This is a genomic window from Bradyrhizobium lablabi (assembly GCF_001440475.1).
Classification (GTDB): Bacteria; Pseudomonadota; Alphaproteobacteria; order Rhizobiales; family Xanthobacteraceae; genus Bradyrhizobium; species Bradyrhizobium lablabi.
The window spans coordinates 56,792-73,711 of sequence record NZ_LLYB01000071.1 but is presented as its reverse complement, the minus strand read 5'-3'; the positions used below and the strand labels follow the sequence as shown (position 1 = coordinate 73,711).

Below are 16,920 nucleotides of genomic sequence, written 5' to 3'. Positions count from 1 at the left end.
CCACGCCTTGCATTTATGTTCACACCGAGTGCAGACCTTGTCAAGGATCGGAATCGGACTCGCGCACTGAACTTGGAGGAAGGAGATGGTGCGATGCGGTCCGATCCCGCAATCGCTTTCGGCCGCGCCGCCTGCCGGGTGAGGTTGAGCGACGGCGGTTCGCTACGGCTTGAGGATGGCGCCCGCCGTCGCCTCGTCGGTGATCAGCCCGTTGAGGAGCCGCCCCTTCAGGGCCGCCCTGATCGCTGAAACCTTGGCACGGCCGACCGCTGCCCCGATGGTCAGGGCCTGGGCGGGTACCAGCGGTGGGATGCTGGTGAGACGGAGATTTGTCCCGCCCTTGATAAGATGGCCCTCGCCGTCGAACGCCCAGCCGGTCAGTTCGCCGACGGCGCCCAGCCGCATCATCTCGAGCAGTTCCTCGCGCGAGACGAAACCGTCGACGCGGACTTGCGCCTGCTGATCCATCTGCCCGACCCCGACCAGCCGCAGGTCGGCCTTGGCGGCGACCGCCCTCACCTTGGCGATCGGATCGATCTTGAGCATCTGGTCACGCTCGCGCTCGGACGACATCAGAAACGGCAGCGGCATCGGATAGTGGCGCGCCTTGGTCCTATCCGCGAGACGGCCGACGGTATCGAAGAAGCTGGCCGAGCCGTCGGCGGAAATGTTTCCGACCAGCGACACGATCTGGTGGTTCGGACAATCGATCGGGGATACGCGCTCGACGGCAGCCCGCACCGCTCTCCCGGTGCCAAGCGCCACGATGGCCGGCTTTTCGGCGCGCAACGTTGATTCCAGGATGTTGGCGGCGCGCTCGGCGATGCCGGTCGCCGACGAGGGGGCCGCCGGATCGGTCGGTACGACTTCGCAATAGGCGAGATGAAATGAGTCCTTCAAACGCGCTGCCAGCTCCATACAGGCTGCGATCGGATGCTCCAGGCGGAAAGTAATCAGACGCTCGGCAAGGCACAACGAGACGAGGCGCTGCGCGGATGCGCGCGAAACCTGCAGCATCTTGGCGATTTCGTCCTGGGTGTGACCGGCAATGAAGTAGAGCCAGCCGGCCCGCGCGGCTTCGTCGAGGCGCGATTTTTCGTTGTCGGCTGTAGCCATCTATCCCTACTGGTCCGTTCGCCAAAAATCGGCCATTCGCTCGAACACGCGATCGGCCCCCGCTCCAAGCAGAATGTCCCTGCCGTCGCGTGATTGATAGTGGCTGCCTCCGACAAATCCCCAGACGGTCATGCCAGCCGCCTTGCCTGCCCTGACGCCGCTAACGCTGTCCTCGATCACGAGCGTGCGATGCGGATCCACCTGCATCCGTTCGGCCGCGTAGAGGAAGAGGTCGGGAGCCGGCTTGCCCCGTTCCACCATCTGCGAGGTATAGAGGCGTGCGTCGAAATGCGACGCCAGCCCGGTCAGGGAAAGCGAGAGAGACACCCGATCGACATCGCTGGACGAGGCCACACAATGCGGAATTTGCAACTCCTTCAATATTGAATTCACCCCTTCGATGGCACGAAGCGACGAAACAAACGCAGCGCGAACGCCTTTTCTCAATTCGGCTGCAAACTGGCTGGGGATCGAACGTCCCAGCGCTTCGTAATGTTCGAAAACCGCCGTCAAGCTTCGCCCAAGGAACAAGTCCAGCGCCTGATCGACGTCGAGCTTGATGCCGTATCCCGCGAGCGCATGCGAGAGACAACGGCAGCTCAGCACTTCACTATCGACCAACACTCCGTCGCAATCGAAGATGATGAGATCGGGCGCTATCATCGCAGGTTTTCCGATCCCGATAAGAGCATATACCCAGCTATTGGGCAATAACCCGGTTTCTGTGCCTAAAATGGGCATCTTGTGCCGGGCAACCTGCCCGCTACCCGGGTTCGCCAGGAGATCGGCGCTCTCAATATCCTCAAAGTCGTTGAGCCGATGCCGATTCCAAGTGCTGCGCCGGACAGCAGGCACGGCAAGTGAATCGCGCTCGATGCATGGCTTCCGTCGAGGTCACATCGAGATCGGCTAGCGCCCCGACTGATAGTGAGCACGAGCCGGCGCGGTCCCCGATGGCGGCACGTCGAGGCGTACGGCAACGCCCTCCAATTCCGGACTCGGCGCCGGATAGAGCTTCATGACAAGCGGATCATGGCCAGGAATGATGTTGCTCTCGTCCGGCGCCAATGCGAGCAGCCGATCGAATCCCTCCAGCATTTCGCCGATATGAAGGGCGGTCGTAAACGGCCGCTCGCTCGCCATGTTCTCATAGAAATGGCTGACGTCGGAGGCCAGCACGACGAACCCCCGGCGGGTCCTGACACGGACAAACTGAAGTCCGGCTGAATGGCCGCCTGCCGCATGGATCGTCAAACCGGGAGCGAGTTCGGCATCGCCATCGTAGAACAAGATCCTGCGGGCATAGTTGAGCCGCACAATCCCGCAGATGTCCTCGACTTCGAAGGAATGCGACAACCTCGGAAACCGCATGAAGCGACCCGTGGCATACGCCAGCTCGCGCTCCTGAAGGTGGAAGCGCGCATTCGGAAACCGGTCGAAATTGCCTGCATGGTCATAATGCAAATGCGTGAGGATCACGTCCTCAACCGCATTCACATCAATGCCGAACGCATCAAGCGTCTCTACGGGACAACGCAGGAACGTACGCTTCCGCCTCGCCGACACTTCCGCATTGAAGCCCGTGTCGATGACAAAGGTGCGCCCCCCTCCTCGCGCCACCCACATAAAGTAGTCCATCGGCATTGGCCCGTCATGCGGATCGCCGCCGATGAAATGATCGCTGCGCCGCGCATCGCGGGTCGCATAACGGATGGCAAAGAGTTCGTATTCCTGCTCAGCCATGCGATTTCCCGATGCTCCGGCGCTTCACTACTTTGCCTCGACCTCATTGAACGCTTCGCGCGCGTTGCGGAAGGCGTCAATGCCGGCAGGTACGCCGCAATAGACCGCCACCTGTAACAGGATTTCCTTGATCTCGTCCTTGGTGAGGCCGTTCTTCAGCGCACCCTTTACATGCAACTTCAGTTCATGCGGCCGGTTCAGCGCGCCGAGCATTGCCAGATTGACGATGCTGCGGGTTCGCCGGTCCATTCCCGGCCGCGTCCATAGCGCGCCCCAGCAGAACTCGGTCGACCATTCCGCCATTGTGCGGGTGAATTCATCGGCGCCCGCGATCGACTTGTTGACGTAGTCCTCGCCAAGAACTTCCTTGCGGACCTTGAGGCCCTTTTCGAACAGCTCGCTTTTGCTCATGGATCGTCCTTTCACTTTGAAGAGCATTTCTATCTGATCAATGATTCAAGGCCGCGTGCGGAGCCGGCCCGGTGCGCGCACGGCGCATGAGACCGGGGATGTCACCGCATGCTTCGAATTGCCAGATCGATTCGATGATGGATTCGGCATCCCAGCCGCTGCCGCCGGTCTGCAAGCCGTCACGCAGCTTGGCTTCGATTTCACGATCTCCGAGCGGATCGGCAAGGCTGCCTCGCGGAGACATCACGGTTTCGGTGATGGTCTCCCCCGAAGCCAGTCGGATGCTGACCCGCGCGGCGCCGTCCGGCATGGAACGATCGAGTTCCGCCCGCACCTTTTCCCTGAATTTTGCAACGTCCGGCCGGGATGCCGTTTCGCGTGTAAATTCCTGGACGCCGGCCGCACCGATCACCATGCCGCAGGCGACGCAATGGTGAATGCTGACGCGGGCATCGCGCTCGTTCCTGACTGGCCGGTCTCCGCGTGCAAGTAACAGCGCAGACCCCTGCACCGTCACCGAGTCGATCCGGTCGATCCGTTCCCCGATGCGTTCGCGGAGCTTGAAACAGGCATCGATGACGGCATGAAACACGATCCCCGCCGGATAGGGCTTATAGGTGTTCTTCGATATCTCCCATGTCCGGCCAAGGCCGCCAAGCAAGCGCTCAAGATCGGGATCATCGCCCATGGCGCGCGCCCAGCCGAGCGGGCCCTCGATGGCACGCGGCGCGGCTTCATATCCCTGCTGTGCAAGCACTGCTGCGAACAGGCCGTTTCGGGCAGCATTCCCGACGCTCACATTCTTTGCGGCGGTCGGAAGATTCTCGACATTGCCGGCCGATTGGCTGGCGGCAATGCCGATGGCATTGGCAATGCCGTCCACCGGTAGCCCGAGCAGTTTGCCGCAAGCCGCTGCGGCACCGAATATCCCGCAGGTCGAAGTGATGTGCCAGCCGCGCGCATAGTGTTTCGGTGAGACCGCGTTGCCGATGCGGCACTCGACCTCCACCCCGAGGATGAACGCCGTCAACACGTCGCGTCCCGACAGCGAGCGCGCTTCCGCGAGTGCAAACACGGAAGCCGCAACCGGCGCTGTCGGGTGAATAATCGTCTCCGGATGAGTATCGTCGAAATCGAGCAAATTGGCCGAGATGGCGTTGACGAACGCGGCGCCCATCGCATCGAGTTGCTCGGCCCGGCCAATGATCGACGAGGTCGCGGCGCCGCTGAACGGCGACAAGACCCTTAATGCGATCGTGACCGCCGGATCGCGGGCCGAGCCGAGGGCAGTCGCGAAGAAATTGAGAATCGATCGCTTGGCCTCGTGGTCCTGCGCCGCGACGTCCGCCGACGACGTGGCGGCAACGAATTCGGCGAGTGTCCTGCTGACGCCTAAAACCTCTTGTTGCAACACCTGAGCGCGTTCCCCGTTTTTCCAACCTTAAGCCGACCTGCGGCCAACTGTCGACCTCAAAATCTTAAGCTTGACAGATTGACTGACAATCTTAACAATTAGGACGACGTGGCACGGGAAACCGCTGCCGCGACGACGACAAGCGAACAACAACAGCGCGCTCGCCTTTGAGACGCGCGACAGGGAGTGAACGATGGCGGGAGAGACGCTCGGCGTAATCGGCACGGGCCGCATGGGCGGACCCATGGCGGGGCGATTGATGGACGCCGGCTATTCGCTGGTCGTCTACGACACCCAGAGCGAGGCGATGCAGCCGCTGCTCGAGCGCGGCGCGCAACAGGCCAAATCGCCGGCCGACGTCGCCTCCCGCGCGGAAATCGTTCTCGCCAGCCTGCCCACCCCCGACATCGTCAAGGCCGTCGCGCTTGGCCCCGACGGCATTATCGGCGGAAACCGCGCGCGCATCGTGGTCGATCTGTCGACGACCGGCCCGGGCGCTGCCAAGCTGGTGGCCGAAGGCCTGAAAGCCAAGGGTATGACGCTGGTCGACGCGCCTGTCAGCGGCGGCATCAAGGGCGCCGTCAACGGCACGCTGGCTGTGATGGTGTCGTGCCCGCAGGCGACCTACGACACAGTGCAGCCGATCCTGAAGAATTTCGGCAAGCTGTTCTATACCGGCGACAAGCCCGGCGTGGCCCAGACGGCCAAGCTTGCCAACAATTTGATGGCGGCCGCGGCGCTGGTGATCACCTCGGAGGCGGTGGCGATGGGCGTCAAGGGTGGCGTCAACGCCAAGGTCCTGATCGACATCATCAATGCCAGCAGCGGCCGCAACAGTGCGTCCGAAGACAAGTTTCCGCGCGCCGTATTGCCCGGCACGTTCGATTTCGGATTTGCGACCGGACTTTCCTACAAGGACGTTCGGCTCTGCGTTGACGAAGCCGAAGCCATGGGTGTGCCGATGGTCTGCGGCGCAGTGGTGCGGCAGATGCTTGCGATCACAAACGCCAAATATGGCGCGGCATCTGATTTCACATCCATCGCCAAAGTCGTTGAGGAATGGGCCGGCGTTCAGATGCGCGGCTGATCGGCAAGCATCTCAGGGGAGCAGCGGGTGCAATGGTGATCGGCGCGACCGGATCCTGCACTGAACCGTTGGCGAGGCGAATGGCGAGATCGGCGCGTGCCGTCGAACTCGCGGATTTCGGTCCGGACGTGGTTGCGAAGACCAAACTTTGCCTGATCGACTTTCTCTCCTGCGCATTCGAGGCCGGCGGTCACCCCTGGAGCCGCCAGGCACTTGCCGCGGCCCATCCCGCCGGCAGTGGCGCGACCATCATCGGGACCTCCCGGCTTGCATCTGCGGCAGATGCGGCATTTGCCAATGCCGTGATGGGGCACGGTCTCGTCCGCGAAGACATGCATGCGGCCAGCATCTCGCACCATGGCGTGGTGATCTGGCCGACCCTGCTCGCGCTCTCCGAACAGGCTCCCTTGCGCGGCACCACTCTGCTCGTCGCCGCCATCATCGGTTACGAGGCCGGCGCACGGATTGGTCGCGCCTTATTCAACTCCGACCTCGCCCGCCTGTACCGGCCGACCGGCCTGGTGGCTCCGCTTGGCGCCGCGTTGGCCGGCAGCCTTGCGCTTGGCCTTTCCGAGCAAGCTGCGACGAGCGCCATCGCGATCGCCGCCAACACTTCCAGCGGCCTCAACGAGTGGCCGCATGGCGGCGGATCAGAAATGTACTTTCATCCGGGCTTCGCGGCTTCCAACGCACTCAAGGCCATCGCCTTGGCCGAAGCCGGCGCCCTTGCCTCCGAGACCATCCTGGAAGGCGAAGGCGGTCTGTTCGCAGCTTATCGGCGGCAGCGGGCACCAGACGAAATTCAGCTGTTTGCCGGCGGCGAGGCGGAGATCATGGCCGTCTACAACAAGCCGGCGCCGGCGTGCAATTTCGCGCAGACCGCATCGCAAGCCGCACTCCGCGTCTCGCACGAGCTTGCCGAAACCGAATCGGTCGAGCGCATCATCATTCGCGCGCCTGACGCTGCGGTTCGCTATCCCGGCTGCGACGCCAAGGGCCCCTACCGGAATGCGTTGCAGGCAAAGATGAGCATTCCGTTCGGCGTGGCGGCTACGCTTGCCCGCGGCGAGATCGACGAAGAGAATTACGCGTCCCTCGAGGATCCGGAAATCCTCCGCCTCATTGCCGTAACCGATCTTGAGAGCGACACAGCCTTCACGGCCGCCTTTCCCGCCAAACAAGGCGCCGATGTCACCGTCCGGCGGCGAGACGGCAAGACGATCCGACACAGCCTTTCGGACGTCGTCGCTGCGACCCCGGCCGAAATCCGAACCCGCTTTCGCGCCGCTGCGGCGCGCGCCATCGGTGAGGATCGCACACGCCGGCTGGAGCAGGCGATCGACGACTGCGAACAGCTTGCCGATGCCGGCGTCATCGCCGCGGCATGCCGGCTCGAGTCGCCGGGACAGATTTTACGAACAGCGTCTTAAGCCAGTGTCGGGGGAATCGTGAACCAGGAAACCAGCATTGCAACAACCGGGAGCGGCCGCTGATGGAGGGTTTTCTGCAAGCGCTCGCCGCTGGCCTGTTGATCGGTGCGGTCTACGGCCTGATGTGCGTAGGCCTCGGGCTGATCTTCGGCGTCATGCGCGTGATCAATTTCGCCCATGGCGACTTCATGATGCTCGGCATGTATACTGCCTTCTACCTCTTCACCGCCGCAGGGGTGCAGGCCGTGTTCGGCAATGCCGTCGGACCGTTCGTCGCGATCCTGCTCGCCGGCCCCGTGCTCGCCGTCTTCGGCTACTTCGTTCATCGCACCCTGATCTCCCACGTGTCGGGCACCCGCACCGCCTCGCTCGAAGGCGAAGGCCACTATGCCCAGCTGATCCTCACGCTCGGCATCGCGCTGATCCTGCAGAACGGAGGCCTCATCGTGTTCGGATCGGTGCTGGCCTCGATCCGTACTCCGCTCTCGAGTTCGGCCTGGGAGTTGGGTCTCACCTCCGACATCAGCGTCTTCATCAACAAGGCGCGCGGCATCGATGCCATCGTCTCGCTCGTGATCATGACGCTGCTCAGCCTGCTGATCACGCGTTCGCGGATCGGCAAGTCGCTCCGCGCCGCCGCCGACAATCCCACCGCCGCGACGTATATGGGCATTGACGTCGACCGCGCGCACCGTGTCGCCTTTGCGCTCGGCTGCGGCATCACCGCCATCGCCGGCGGCCTGCTCGCCACCAACTACCCGTTCCATCCCTTCGTCGGCCTTGAATATGTGATCGTGATGTATGCCGGCGTCGTGCTTGGCGGCATGGGCAGCATCATCGGCGCCTTCTGGGGCGGCATGACCATCGGCCTGGTCCAGCAGATGTCGACGCTGATCCTGCCGACGCAGTTGCAGAATGCTGCGATCTTCGTCGTCTTCCTCCTGATCATCTTCTTCCGTCCGCAAGGCTTCTTCGGGCGGGTGGTCGAGAGGACGTGACCATGCGCCAATTCCGTTCGCTGCTGCCTGCGATTGTCTTCACGATCGCCTATGCTGTGGTCTCGCTCAGCGTCACCAACTCCTACTACCAGCTGGTGCTGACGCTGGTCCCGGTATGGGCCGTGTTCGGCCTGTCCTGGAATTTGCTCAGCGGCTACACCGGCCTGATCTCGTTCGGCCACGCTGCCTTCTTCGGAATCGGCGCATATACGACGGCGCTCGGCCAGATCTATTTCGATCTGTCTCCCTGGCTTCTGATACCGATCGCGGCCATGCTTGGCGGCATCGCCGGGCTCCTCGTCGGCTTTCCGACCTTCCGCCTGCAGGGCCATTACTTTGCGCTGGCCATGCTCGCCTACCCGCTCGCCATCCTCTACGTCTTCGAGTGGCTCGGCTTTCAGGAAGTCACGCTTCCGATGAAGCGCGACGCGCCGATCGCCTATATGCAATTCGCCGATCCCCGGATCTACACATTGCTGGCGTTGGCCATCATGCTGGCCACAATCATTTTGACGCGGATCATCGAGCAGTCCCGCTTCGGCATGGCGCTGCTCGCGATCAAGCAGAATGAGGCCGCCGCCGAGGCCGCCGGTATCAATACGCTGGCCTGGAAGCTGCGCGCGATTACGCTAAGCGGCGCCATCGCCGCCGCGATCGGCGCCTTCTACGCCCAGGTACTGCTCGTCGTGACCCCTCAGTCTGTGTTCGGCATGCTGGTGTCGGCACAGGCGCTCACCGTCGCCATGTTCGGCGGCGTCGGCACGGTATGGGGTCCGGTGATCGGCTCGGTCATCCTGATTCCTCTGGCCGAGACGTTGCACGCCGAAGCTGGCGCACATATTCCCGGCATCCAGGGCGTGATCTTCGGCTTTGCCATCATCTGCGTAATCCTGGTTGCGCCGGAGGGACTGTTCTGGAAGCTGCGCGATCTCCTGCGCAGGCGATTTGCCAAGCAAACCACCCCCGAAGCATCGGCCGCGCCGCAAGCATTACAGCCGGCTACGGCTAATGTGACAGCCTTACCCGTTGCCCGGCGGCACGCCGCCGCTTCCGAAGTCGTGCTGGAAGTGCGCAATCTTTCGCGCTCCTTCGGCGGATTGAAGGCCGTTCAGAATGTCAGCTTCAAGCTGCACAAGAACGAGATCCTCGGCATCATCGGCCCCAATGGCGCCGGCAAGACGACGCTGTTCAATCTCCTGAACGGCTTCCTGCGGCCCGATGAGGGCGAAGTTGTCATCGATGGCCGCAATATGTCCGGTGAACGGCCGCATACGATCTGCGAGGCCGGTATCGGCCGCACCTTCCAGGTCATGCGTCCGTTTCTGCGCATGTCGATCCTCGACAACGTCGTGGTCGGCGCCTATGTGCGCGCGAAGACCGAGGACGAAGCGAGAAAGCTTGCGGCCGACGCCGTCGCACGCGTCGGCCTGTCCGACGTGGCGGATCGCGTCGCCGGCGAGCTGTCGACCAAGGAATTGCGTCTGATGGAGCTCGCGCGCGCCCTGGCGGGCCAGCCGCGTATCCTGCTGCTCGACGAAACGCTTGCGGGTCTCGGCCATGGAGAAGCGGACGAGGTCGTCGCAGTCATCCGGCAGCTCGCGCGCGACGGCATCACGATCGCAATCATCGAACACACGATGCAGGCGATGGTCCGCCTGGTCGACAGTTTCGTCGTCCTCGACCACGGCGCCGTCATCACCGAAGGCGAGCCGGAGGTTGTCACGCGCGACAACCGCGTGATCGAGGCCTATCTCGGCAAGAAATGGGTGGCCCATGCTCCGCATTGAAGGATTGAGTGCGGGCTATTCGGCAAAGCCCGTTCTGAACGGCGTGTCGATCAATGTCGAGGCGGGCCAGTTCGTTGCAATCGTAGGACCCAACGGCGCGGGCAAGACCACGCTTTTCAAGACCATCTCCGGCATCCTGCAGCCGGGCGCCGGCCGGATCATGTTCGGCGACGCCGACCTGCTGACGGTGCCGCCGGCGCAGCGCGCGCATCTCGGCATCGCCCATGTGCCCGAAGGCCGCCAGGTTTTTCCGTCGCTCACGGTGATGGAGAATCTGGAAATGGGCGCAATGACCGAAAGCGGCCGACGCGACTGGAAACAGAATATCGAGCGCATCTTTGATTGGCTGCCGGTGCTCGCGGAGCGCCGGGGCCAGTTTGCCGGCACCCTGTCGGGCGGGCAGCAGCAGATGCTGGCGATCGGCCGCGGCCTCGCCTCTTCGCCCAAGCTCCTGATGCTGGACGAGCCATCGATGGGGCTCGCGCCGTCGACCGCGGATTTCATCTTCGAAAGGCTGATCGACATCCGCAAGCAGTCCGGCCTGACCATGCTGCTGGTCGAGCAGCGCGTCGCGGAAGCACTGGAATCCGCCGATCACGGCTACGTCCTCGAAGCCGGGCGGGTCGTGCTCGAGGGCAACAACGAGACGCTGCGGGCGGATGATCGGGTCCGCAAGGCCTATCTCGGCATGTGACAAGTTCAAAAAATAAAGAAACAGGGAGAAGCAGGATGAACAAGAACAACAAAGGATTGACGCGTCGGACCGTTCTTTCGGGTGCCGCCGCTGTCGGCTTCTCAGGACTGGCCCGCGCACAGCAGCCGGCAGAGGTCAAGGTCGGACTTATCGTGCCGCTGTCCGGCATCTACACCCGTCCCGGCCAGGTGATGAAGATGGGCGCCGAGATGGGTATCGATCACATCAACAAGCAGGGTGGCATCAAGGCGCTCGGCGGCGCCAAGATGAAGCTCGTGGTGATCGATTGCGGCGACACCACCGAAAAGGCAAAGAACGCGGCGCAACGAATGGTGGCGCAGGAAACCGACCTCGTTGCCGCGACCGGCGCCTACCTCTCCTCCTTCACGCTGGCGGTGACCGAGGTGACCGAACGCGCCGAATTGCCGGTGCTGACGCTCTCCTATTCGGACCTGCTGACCGAGCGCGGCTTCAAGTACATCTTCCAGACCGCGGCACCCGCCAGCCGGCAGTCTGAGCTCGGATTGCCAACGCTGATGAAGCTCGCCGAATCTGCGTCGGGCAAACGGCCGAAGACGGTGGCGATGCTGATGGACAACACGGCCACCTCGATCGCCACAGCGAAAGCGCTGAAGGAAAAGCTGTTCGCGCAGGAAGGCCTGCAGCTCGTTGTGGAAGAGATCTGGACGCCGCCGCTGTCGGACGCCACTCCGCTGATCCAGAAAGTCCGCTCCGCGCGTCCTGACCTCCTCCTGTTCATGCCGAACGCGGTATCGGACGCCAAGCTCGGGCTGGAGAAGATCAACGAATTCGGCCTCGGCCAGGGCAAAATCCCGACCGTCTCCTTCAGCATCACGATCGCCGAGCCGGACATGCTGCAAAGTGTCAGCACCGAGGCCGTGCAGGGCATCATGACGATCGTCGCCAACTGGGGTTCGAAGGGCCAGGAAGAGCTGATCGCGGAGCTGAAGGCCAAGTACAAGGAGCCTTGGGCGACACAAAACGTCGTCTCGACCTATGGCGACATGTGGCTGATGAAGGAGGCACTGGAGAAAGCCGGCAAGGCCGACCGCCAGGCTGTCGCGCAAGCCTTCCGCACCATGGATGCCGGACCTTCGAAATACTATCCGGGCGGCCAGCTCAAATTCGACGAGAAGGGCCGCCGTGTCGGCGCCGGTGTCGTCATCGTGCAGTGGCAAAATGGCGTGCCGGTCACGGTTTATCCGCCCGAGCTCGCACAGGCCACGCCGTTCTGGCCGAAGAAATCCTGACAAGAAATACTTTTCACCATTGAGGGAGGATCGTCATGACTGCGAATATCCCCACCAAAGTGACCCGACGAACATTGCTCGCCGGCGCATCCAGCGTGCTGATTGCATCCCGTGCCTGGGCGCAGCAGCCCTCTGAAGTAAAGGTTGGCCTGTTGGTGCCGATCTCCGGCATGTACGCGCGGCCAGGGACCGTGATGCGCCAGGGTGCCGAATTGGCGATCGATCACATCAACGCGCAGGGCGGCATCAAGGCGCTTGGCGGCGCCAAGATGAAGCTGGTGGTGCTCGATTCCGGCGACAGCACCGAGAAGGCCAAGAATGCCGCGCAGCGCATGGTGGCGCAGGAAACCGATCTGGTAGCGGCGAGCGGCGCCTATCTTTCATCCTTCACGCTCGCTGTCACCGAGGTCACGGAACGGGCAAACCTGCCCGTCCTTACCNCTCTCCTACTCCGACCTCATCACCGACCGCGGCTTCAAATACGTTTTCCAGANCCTCGGCGACCGCGGGCTCCCAGGCCCGGCAGGCCTTGCCGCAGATCATCAAGCTTGCAGAAAGCGCCTCCGGCAAGCGGCCGAAGACGGTCGCGATCCTGACCGACAACACCGCAGCTTCCGTCGCCTCCGCGAAGTCGATGCGCGAAGGTCTTCTGGCAGAGAACCAGTTGCAACTGATCGTCGACGAGACCTTTACGCCTCCGCTCGCCGACGCCACGTCGCTGGTGCAGAAGATCCGGTCGGCCAAACCCGACCTGCTGTTCTTCCTGCCGACTGTCATCTCCGACGCAAAGCTGCTGCTGGAGAAGATGAACGAGTTCGGCCTCGGCCAGGGCAAGATTCCGACAATTTCCTTCGGAATTGCGATCGCCGAGCCTGACATGCTGCAGACGGTCAGCCCGGAGCTGCTGCAGGGCGTGTTGACCTGCGTCGCAAGCTGGGGAGCCAAGGGACATGAAGCGCTCATCGCGGAGCTGAAGAGCCGATACAAAGAGCCATGGATGACGCAGAACGCGATCTCCACCTATGGCGACATGTGGGTGATCAAGGACGCGCTCGAGAAGGCCGGCAAGGCCGATCGTGTCGCGGTTGCCGAGGCGCTACGCAGCATGGACGCCGGGCCCTCCAAATACTATCCGCTCGGCGAGATCAAGTTTGATGAGAAAGGTCGCCGCGTCGGTGCCGGCATGACCATCGTGCAGTGGCAGACGGGCGTGCCGGTCACGGTGTTCCCGCCGCAGCTCGCGATGGCGCAACCATTCTGGCCGAAGAGCTGAGATCGCCAAAAGAAACGGAGAACAACATGGACAAGGCGACCTACGACCGTGGACTCGAAATCCGCAAGAGCGTGCTCGGCAGCGAGTTCGTCGACAAGGCATTGGCTACGGCTGACGATTTCAACCGCCCGATGCAGGACCTGACGACGGAGTATTGCTGGGGCTATGTCTGGGGCCGCGACGGCCTGACACGAAAGACCCGCAGCTTCCTCAACCTCGCAATGCTTTGCGCGCTCAACCGTCCGCATGAGCTGAAGACGCACGTACGCGGAGCGCTGGCCAACGGCGCCACACGCGAAGAAATTCGCGAGGTCTTCATGCAGGTGGCGATCTATTGCGGCGTGCCCGCCGGCGTGGATGCGTTCCGCAACGCCAGGGAAGTGTTTGCCGAGCTCGACAAGAAATAGGAGCCGCCGCGCCATGAAGGACAAATGGGCACTCGTAACCGGAGCAACCGCCGGCCTCGGATTGGCCGTGGCGGAAAGCCTTGCCGGCGCGGGGGCCAATATCGTCCTGCACGATCTCGTCGCGCCCCAAGAGGCCGCCGATCGCCTTGGCGCACGCTTCGACGTCACGGTTATTGCCGCCGAAGCCGATTTGTCGCAACGGCCCGCTATCGAGGCCATGATGGCGGGCCTGCTCGGCCGCTGCGGCGCGATCGATATCCTCGTCAACAATGCCGTGGTCCGGCATTTCGCTGCCGTGGAGCATTTTCCTCCCGATGAGTGGGATCGCGCACTGGCGGTAAATCTGTCCGCGCCCTTTCACCTGATCCGCCTGGCGCTCCCCGCCATGAAGCAGCGCGGCTGGGGTCGCATCATCAACATGGCCTCGATCTACTCGACCCGTGCTATCGAGGATCGCATCGACTACGTTACCACCAAAACCGCGATCCTCGGCATCACCCGCGCCGTCGCGCTGGAAACGGCGCGCACGGGCATCACCTGCAACGCGATTGCCCCTGGCACGCTGCCGACGCCCGCCATCGAGAGCAAGATCGCGGCCATCGCCGCCCAGGCCGGCAGGACCGTGAAAGACGCCACCGAAAACTATCTGGCCGAGCGTCAGCCCTCCCGCCGGTTCATCGGAATGGAGGCGGTCGGCGCGCTGGTGGCCTTCCTCTGCAGCGCCGCGGCTCAGGACATCACGGGGGCCACCTTGCCGATCGACGGAGGCTGGTCGATTGCATGAGCAAAACCGGTTTTTCGGGGCAAATGGCCCCACCTTCAAATTGCGGAAATGCTGATTCTGCCGGTAGATCGCTGGTGAACCCGGGATAGAAGGCACCTCGCAAATGGACCGACGCGCCAAACTGCAGTCTACGCTTCGCATCGAGGACGTCCCGACCGTCCGGGCGATTGTCGCCCAGAAGCTGCGCGAGGCAATCATGTCCGGCACGTTGAAGCCGGGCCAGCGGCTGGTCGAGCGCGAGCTTTGCGAAATGATGGGGGTCAGCCGGCCCTCGATCCGCGAGGCGCTGCGGGTTCTGGAAGCCGACGGGCTTGTCAACACGGTGCCGCACCGCGGCCCCGTTGTCAGCACGATCAGCCTCGAGGAAGCCAAGCAGCTCTACGCCGCCCGGGCGGTGCTCGAAGGATACGCGGGCCGGGAATGCGCCCGCCTGCGCGACCCGGACGTGGTGCACCGGATCGGCGATGCGTTGACACGGCTCAAGGCGGCCGCCGCCAAACAGGACCTCGTGGGGTGCCTTGAGGCTAAAACGGATTTCTATGCCGCATTGATCGGTGGTTGTCGCAACAGTTTCGTCGAACGGATGCTCAAGCCGCTGCATGACCGGATCACGCTGTTGCGGATCACCTCGATGTCTCAACCGAAGCGGATCAACAAGAGCCTTCGTGAGGTAACCGCGATCTGGCGCGCGATCCAGAGCGGAGATGAGGAACTCGCCGAACGCTGCTGCATCGATCACGTCAAGGCGGCAGCGGTGGCCGCGCTCGACATGATCCAGCGGATGCCGGCCAAGGAGAATACGCTTCCCGACGAATAGGAGAAGCGAATGGGAGTGTTCGATGATGTTTCTGGTACGATCGCTTTTGTTGCTTCTGCTGCTGCCTCTCTCGAACACGGCGGCGTTCGCGCAGGATTATCCCACCCGTCCGATCACGATGATCGTGCCCTTTTCTGCCGGCGGCCCCGGCGACGTGATCGCCCGTATCCTCGCGACCGCGATGAGCACGACGCTGAAGCAGTCGTTTGTCATCGAGAACGCGGTCGGCGCCGGCGGCACGCTCGGCACCAATCGCGTCGCAAAGGCGCCGCCCGACGGCTACACGTTGCTCCTGATGCATGTCGGCCAGGCGACCGCTCCGGCGCTCTATGCCAAATTGCCATTCGATCCAGTCGGCGATTTCTCGATGATCGGCCTCGTCACCGACGTGCCGATGGTCCTCGTGGCGCGGCCGAACTTTCCGGCCAAGGACTTGAGCGAGCTCGTCGCCCGCATCCGCAGCGACGGCGAAAAGACGACGTTCGGCAATGTCGGGCTCGGCTCCGCTTCGCAACTATGCGGATTGATGTTCATGAGCACCACCGACACCAAGCTGACGCCGGTTTATTACAAAGGCGGCGGTCCCGCGCTGAATGACGTTATCGCGGGTCATATCGACGTCTATTGCGATCCAGCTACCGGGCCGACGCCCCATATCCAGGCGGGCACCATCAAGGGCTATGCGATCACCAGCAAGAAGCGCGTCGCGACATTACCGGACGTGCCGACGTCGGCCGAAGCCGGCCTTCCCGCATTCGACGTAACCACTTGGTACGGCCTCTATGCGCCGCGCGGCACACCAAAGCCCGTGGTCACCACGCTGGTCACTGCCCTTCAGACCGCCCTCAAGGACCCAACGCTCGTCAGTCGCTTTGCCGAACTCAGCATGACCCCGGTCGAGCAAGAACGCGCGACCCCGGAAGCCCTGGAGGCGTTCCTTCGGGCTGAAATCGCCAAGTGGGGACGAATTATCAAGGCGGCGGGAATCGAGCCGCAGTAGCAGAAGGCCGAGCGGGTTTTCCCGAACCAGCAGCGGCCGAACTTGTGGTGGCGCGGCTACGCCAGGGAAACGATGATGCGAGCGTTGGCTGCAACTCGCAAACGACATGCACATCTCTTGGCGCAGAAAGGGCTCGAGGCAACGCAATCTGACACCGATTGCGGGCTTGCGATCCGCAAGCAGCGTTCGAATGCTCACTTCGATTTCTAGCAAGCCAAGCAGCGTTCAAGCCCGCGAGGCTTTCCATCGGCATTCACTGAATATTTAGCTAATGAATTCAGTGCATTAGCTCNTGGCTGGGGCGGGAGGGATCGAACCTCCGAATGGCGGAATCAAAATCCGCTTGATTGTTCAACAATTTCAAGGCGCATTTGGAAAAGATAGCCGAAACGCGATCGAGCAATTTCAATAGCTTGGCGATCGTTTCCAAATGAAGAGCAGCCCTCGCAGGGAGAATCCGTCCTGAAAAACCTAAGACAATGAGGCCGCGCGCCGACTGCGAAGAGACACGCTTCGTCCCTGGTGCATCACAAGCACGCATCCCGGACGCGCGAGGTGACAGTCACAGTCCCTTTTGCGGGCTCGCGAAGCTCGTCGGAAACGGAACGAGAGAAACTGGCATGATCGGACGCTCGCGAGTGCAGCACTTCCTTCGCACTTTCCATTTTCTGGTGAGCACGAGCCGGGC

16 protein-coding genes and 1 pseudogene are annotated in these 16,920 nt (G+C 62.7%); 12 read left to right on the top strand and 5 right to left on the bottom strand.

Annotated elements, in window-relative coordinates; translation table 11 throughout:
• Positions 1-162: 162 nt before the first annotated feature.
• From CQ14_RS17845 to CQ14_RS17825, 5 genes are all read right to left on the bottom strand, one after another.
• A complete protein-coding gene (locus CQ14_RS17845) occupies positions 163-1,116 on the bottom strand; it encodes a sugar-binding transcriptional regulator (RefSeq protein WP_057859158.1) in 954 nt (317 codons plus the stop codon).
• Between the two features lie 6 nt (positions 1,117-1,122).
• Complete coding sequence (locus CQ14_RS17840) at positions 1,123-1,779, bottom strand: HAD family hydrolase (RefSeq protein WP_057859157.1); 657 nt, start codon at positions 1,777-1,779, stop codon at positions 1,123-1,125.
• Between the two features lie 246 nt (positions 1,780-2,025).
• Entirely contained in the window at positions 2,026-2,859 is an 834-nt protein-coding gene (locus CQ14_RS17835) for an N-acyl homoserine lactonase family protein (protein WP_057859156.1), read from the bottom strand.
• 27 nt (positions 2,860-2,886) lie between these two features.
• Positions 2,887-3,270 carry a carboxymuconolactone decarboxylase family protein gene (locus tag CQ14_RS17830; protein ID WP_057859155.1) on the bottom strand — a complete coding sequence of 128 codons (384 nt, stop codon included), beginning with the start codon at positions 3,268-3,270 and terminating at the stop codon, positions 2,887-2,889.
• A 37-nt stretch (positions 3,271-3,307) separates the two neighbouring features.
• Positions 3,308-4,684 carry an MmgE/PrpD family protein gene (locus CQ14_RS17825; RefSeq protein ID WP_057859154.1) on the bottom strand — a complete coding sequence of 459 codons (1,377 nt, stop codon included), beginning with the start codon at positions 4,682-4,684 and terminating at the stop codon, positions 3,308-3,310.
• A gap of 193 nt (positions 4,685-4,877) precedes the next feature.
• Between CQ14_RS17825 and CQ14_RS17820 the strand changes: the two genes are divergently transcribed.
• The 12 genes and pseudogenes from CQ14_RS17820 (at position 4,878) to CQ14_RS17770 (ending at position 16,232) form a co-directional block, all read left to right on the top strand.
• Entirely contained in the window at positions 4,878-5,771 is an 894-nt protein-coding gene (locus CQ14_RS17820; protein ID WP_057859153.1) for an NAD(P)-dependent oxidoreductase, read from the top strand.
• An 80-nt stretch (positions 5,772-5,851) separates the two neighbouring features.
• Positions 5,852-7,201 (top strand): MmgE/PrpD family protein, encoded by a 1,350-nt coding sequence (locus tag CQ14_RS17815; protein ID WP_245320392.1) that lies wholly within the window; start codon positions 5,852-5,854, stop codon positions 7,199-7,201.
• Positions 7,202-7,263: 62 nt separating this feature from the next.
• Positions 7,264-8,199 (top strand): branched-chain amino acid ABC transporter permease, encoded by a 936-nt coding sequence (locus tag CQ14_RS17810; RefSeq protein WP_057859152.1) that lies wholly within the window; start codon positions 7,264-7,266, stop codon positions 8,197-8,199.
• 2 nt (positions 8,200-8,201) lie between these two features.
• Positions 8,202-9,986, top strand: a complete 1,785-nt coding sequence (locus CQ14_RS17805) for a branched-chain amino acid ABC transporter ATP-binding protein/permease (protein WP_199805548.1) — start codon at positions 8,202-8,204, stop codon at positions 9,984-9,986.
• The gene (locus tag CQ14_RS17800; RefSeq protein ID WP_057859150.1) at positions 9,973-10,680 is read left to right on the top strand and encodes an ABC transporter ATP-binding protein; all 708 of its coding nucleotides are present in this window, start codon (positions 9,973-9,975) and stop codon (positions 10,678-10,680) included. Before CQ14_RS17805 ends, CQ14_RS17800 begins: the two co-directional genes overlap by 14 nt.
• Before the next feature lie 35 nt (positions 10,681-10,715).
• Entirely contained in the window at positions 10,716-11,951 is a 1,236-nt protein-coding gene (locus tag CQ14_RS17795) for an ABC transporter substrate-binding protein (RefSeq protein WP_057859149.1), read from the top strand.
• Between the two features lie 35 nt (positions 11,952-11,986).
• A pseudogene (locus tag CQ14_RS46410) lies at positions 11,987-12,391 on the top strand (ABC transporter substrate-binding protein); the annotation flags it as partial.
• A 54-nt stretch (positions 12,392-12,445) separates the two neighbouring features.
• Positions 12,446-13,224: ABC transporter substrate-binding protein (locus CQ14_RS46405; RefSeq protein WP_245320391.1), on the top strand; the 779-nt coding region annotated here is incomplete at its 5' end.
• Positions 13,225-13,250: 26 nt separating this feature from the next.
• Positions 13,251-13,631 (top strand): carboxymuconolactone decarboxylase family protein, encoded by a 381-nt coding sequence (locus tag CQ14_RS17785; RefSeq protein WP_057859148.1) that lies wholly within the window; start codon positions 13,251-13,253, stop codon positions 13,629-13,631.
• 13 nt (positions 13,632-13,644) lie between these two features.
• Positions 13,645-14,415: an SDR family oxidoreductase gene (locus tag CQ14_RS17780; protein WP_057859147.1), complete on the top strand. Its 771-nt coding sequence runs from the start codon at positions 13,645-13,647 to the stop codon at positions 14,413-14,415.
• Between the two features lie 103 nt (positions 14,416-14,518).
• Positions 14,519-15,232, top strand: a complete 714-nt coding sequence (locus CQ14_RS17775) for a GntR family transcriptional regulator (RefSeq protein WP_057859146.1) — start codon at positions 14,519-14,521, stop codon at positions 15,230-15,232.
• 22 nt (positions 15,233-15,254) lie between these two features.
• Positions 15,255-16,232, top strand: a complete 978-nt coding sequence (locus tag CQ14_RS17770; RefSeq protein WP_057859145.1) for a tripartite tricarboxylate transporter substrate-binding protein — start codon at positions 15,255-15,257, stop codon at positions 16,230-16,232.
• Positions 16,233-16,920: the final 688 nt, after the last annotated feature.

What these genes read in the sequence shown, in the direction of transcription:
- CQ14_RS17775 (WP_057859146.1), top strand. Translation starts at nt 14,519, where the DNA reads ATGGACCGACGCGCCAAACTGCAGTCTACGCTTCGCATCGAGGACGTC.
- CQ14_RS17800 (WP_057859150.1), top strand. Translation starts at nt 9,973, where the DNA reads ATGCTCCGCATTGAAGGATTGAGTGCGGGCTATTCGGCAAAGCCCGTT.
- CQ14_RS17815 (WP_245320392.1), top strand. Translation starts at nt 5,852, where the DNA reads ATGGCGAGATCGGCGCGTGCCGTCGAACTCGCGGATTTCGGTCCGGAC.
- CQ14_RS17780 (WP_057859147.1), top strand. Translation starts at nt 13,645, where the DNA reads ATGAAGGACAAATGGGCACTCGTAACCGGAGCAACCGCCGGCCTCGGA.
- CQ14_RS17835 (WP_057859156.1), bottom strand. Translation starts at nt 2,859, where the DNA reads ATGGCTGAGCAGGAATACGAACTCTTTGCCATCCGTTATGCGACCCGC.
- CQ14_RS17845 (WP_057859158.1), bottom strand. Translation starts at nt 1,116, where the DNA reads ATGGCTACAGCCGACAACGAAAAATCGCGCCTCGACGAAGCCGCGCGG.
- CQ14_RS17770 (WP_057859145.1), top strand. Translation starts at nt 15,255, where the DNA reads ATGATGTTTCTGGTACGATCGCTTTTGTTGCTTCTGCTGCTGCCTCTC.
- CQ14_RS17810 (WP_057859152.1), top strand. Translation starts at nt 7,264, where the DNA reads ATGGAGGGTTTTCTGCAAGCGCTCGCCGCTGGCCTGTTGATCGGTGCG.
- CQ14_RS17820 (WP_057859153.1), top strand. Translation starts at nt 4,878, where the DNA reads ATGGCGGGAGAGACGCTCGGCGTAATCGGCACGGGCCGCATGGGCGGA.
- CQ14_RS17840 (WP_057859157.1), bottom strand. Translation starts at nt 1,779, where the DNA reads ATGATAGCGCCCGATCTCATCATCTTCGATTGCGACGGAGTGTTGGTC.
- CQ14_RS17785 (WP_057859148.1), top strand. Translation starts at nt 13,251, where the DNA reads ATGGACAAGGCGACCTACGACCGTGGACTCGAAATCCGCAAGAGCGTG.
- CQ14_RS17805 (WP_199805548.1), top strand. Translation starts at nt 8,202, where the DNA reads ATGCGCCAATTCCGTTCGCTGCTGCCTGCGATTGTCTTCACGATCGCC.
- CQ14_RS17795 (WP_057859149.1), top strand. Translation starts at nt 10,716, where the DNA reads ATGAACAAGAACAACAAAGGATTGACGCGTCGGACCGTTCTTTCGGGT.
- CQ14_RS17830 (WP_057859155.1), bottom strand. Translation starts at nt 3,270, where the DNA reads ATGAGCAAAAGCGAGCTGTTCGAAAAGGGCCTCAAGGTCCGCAAGGAA.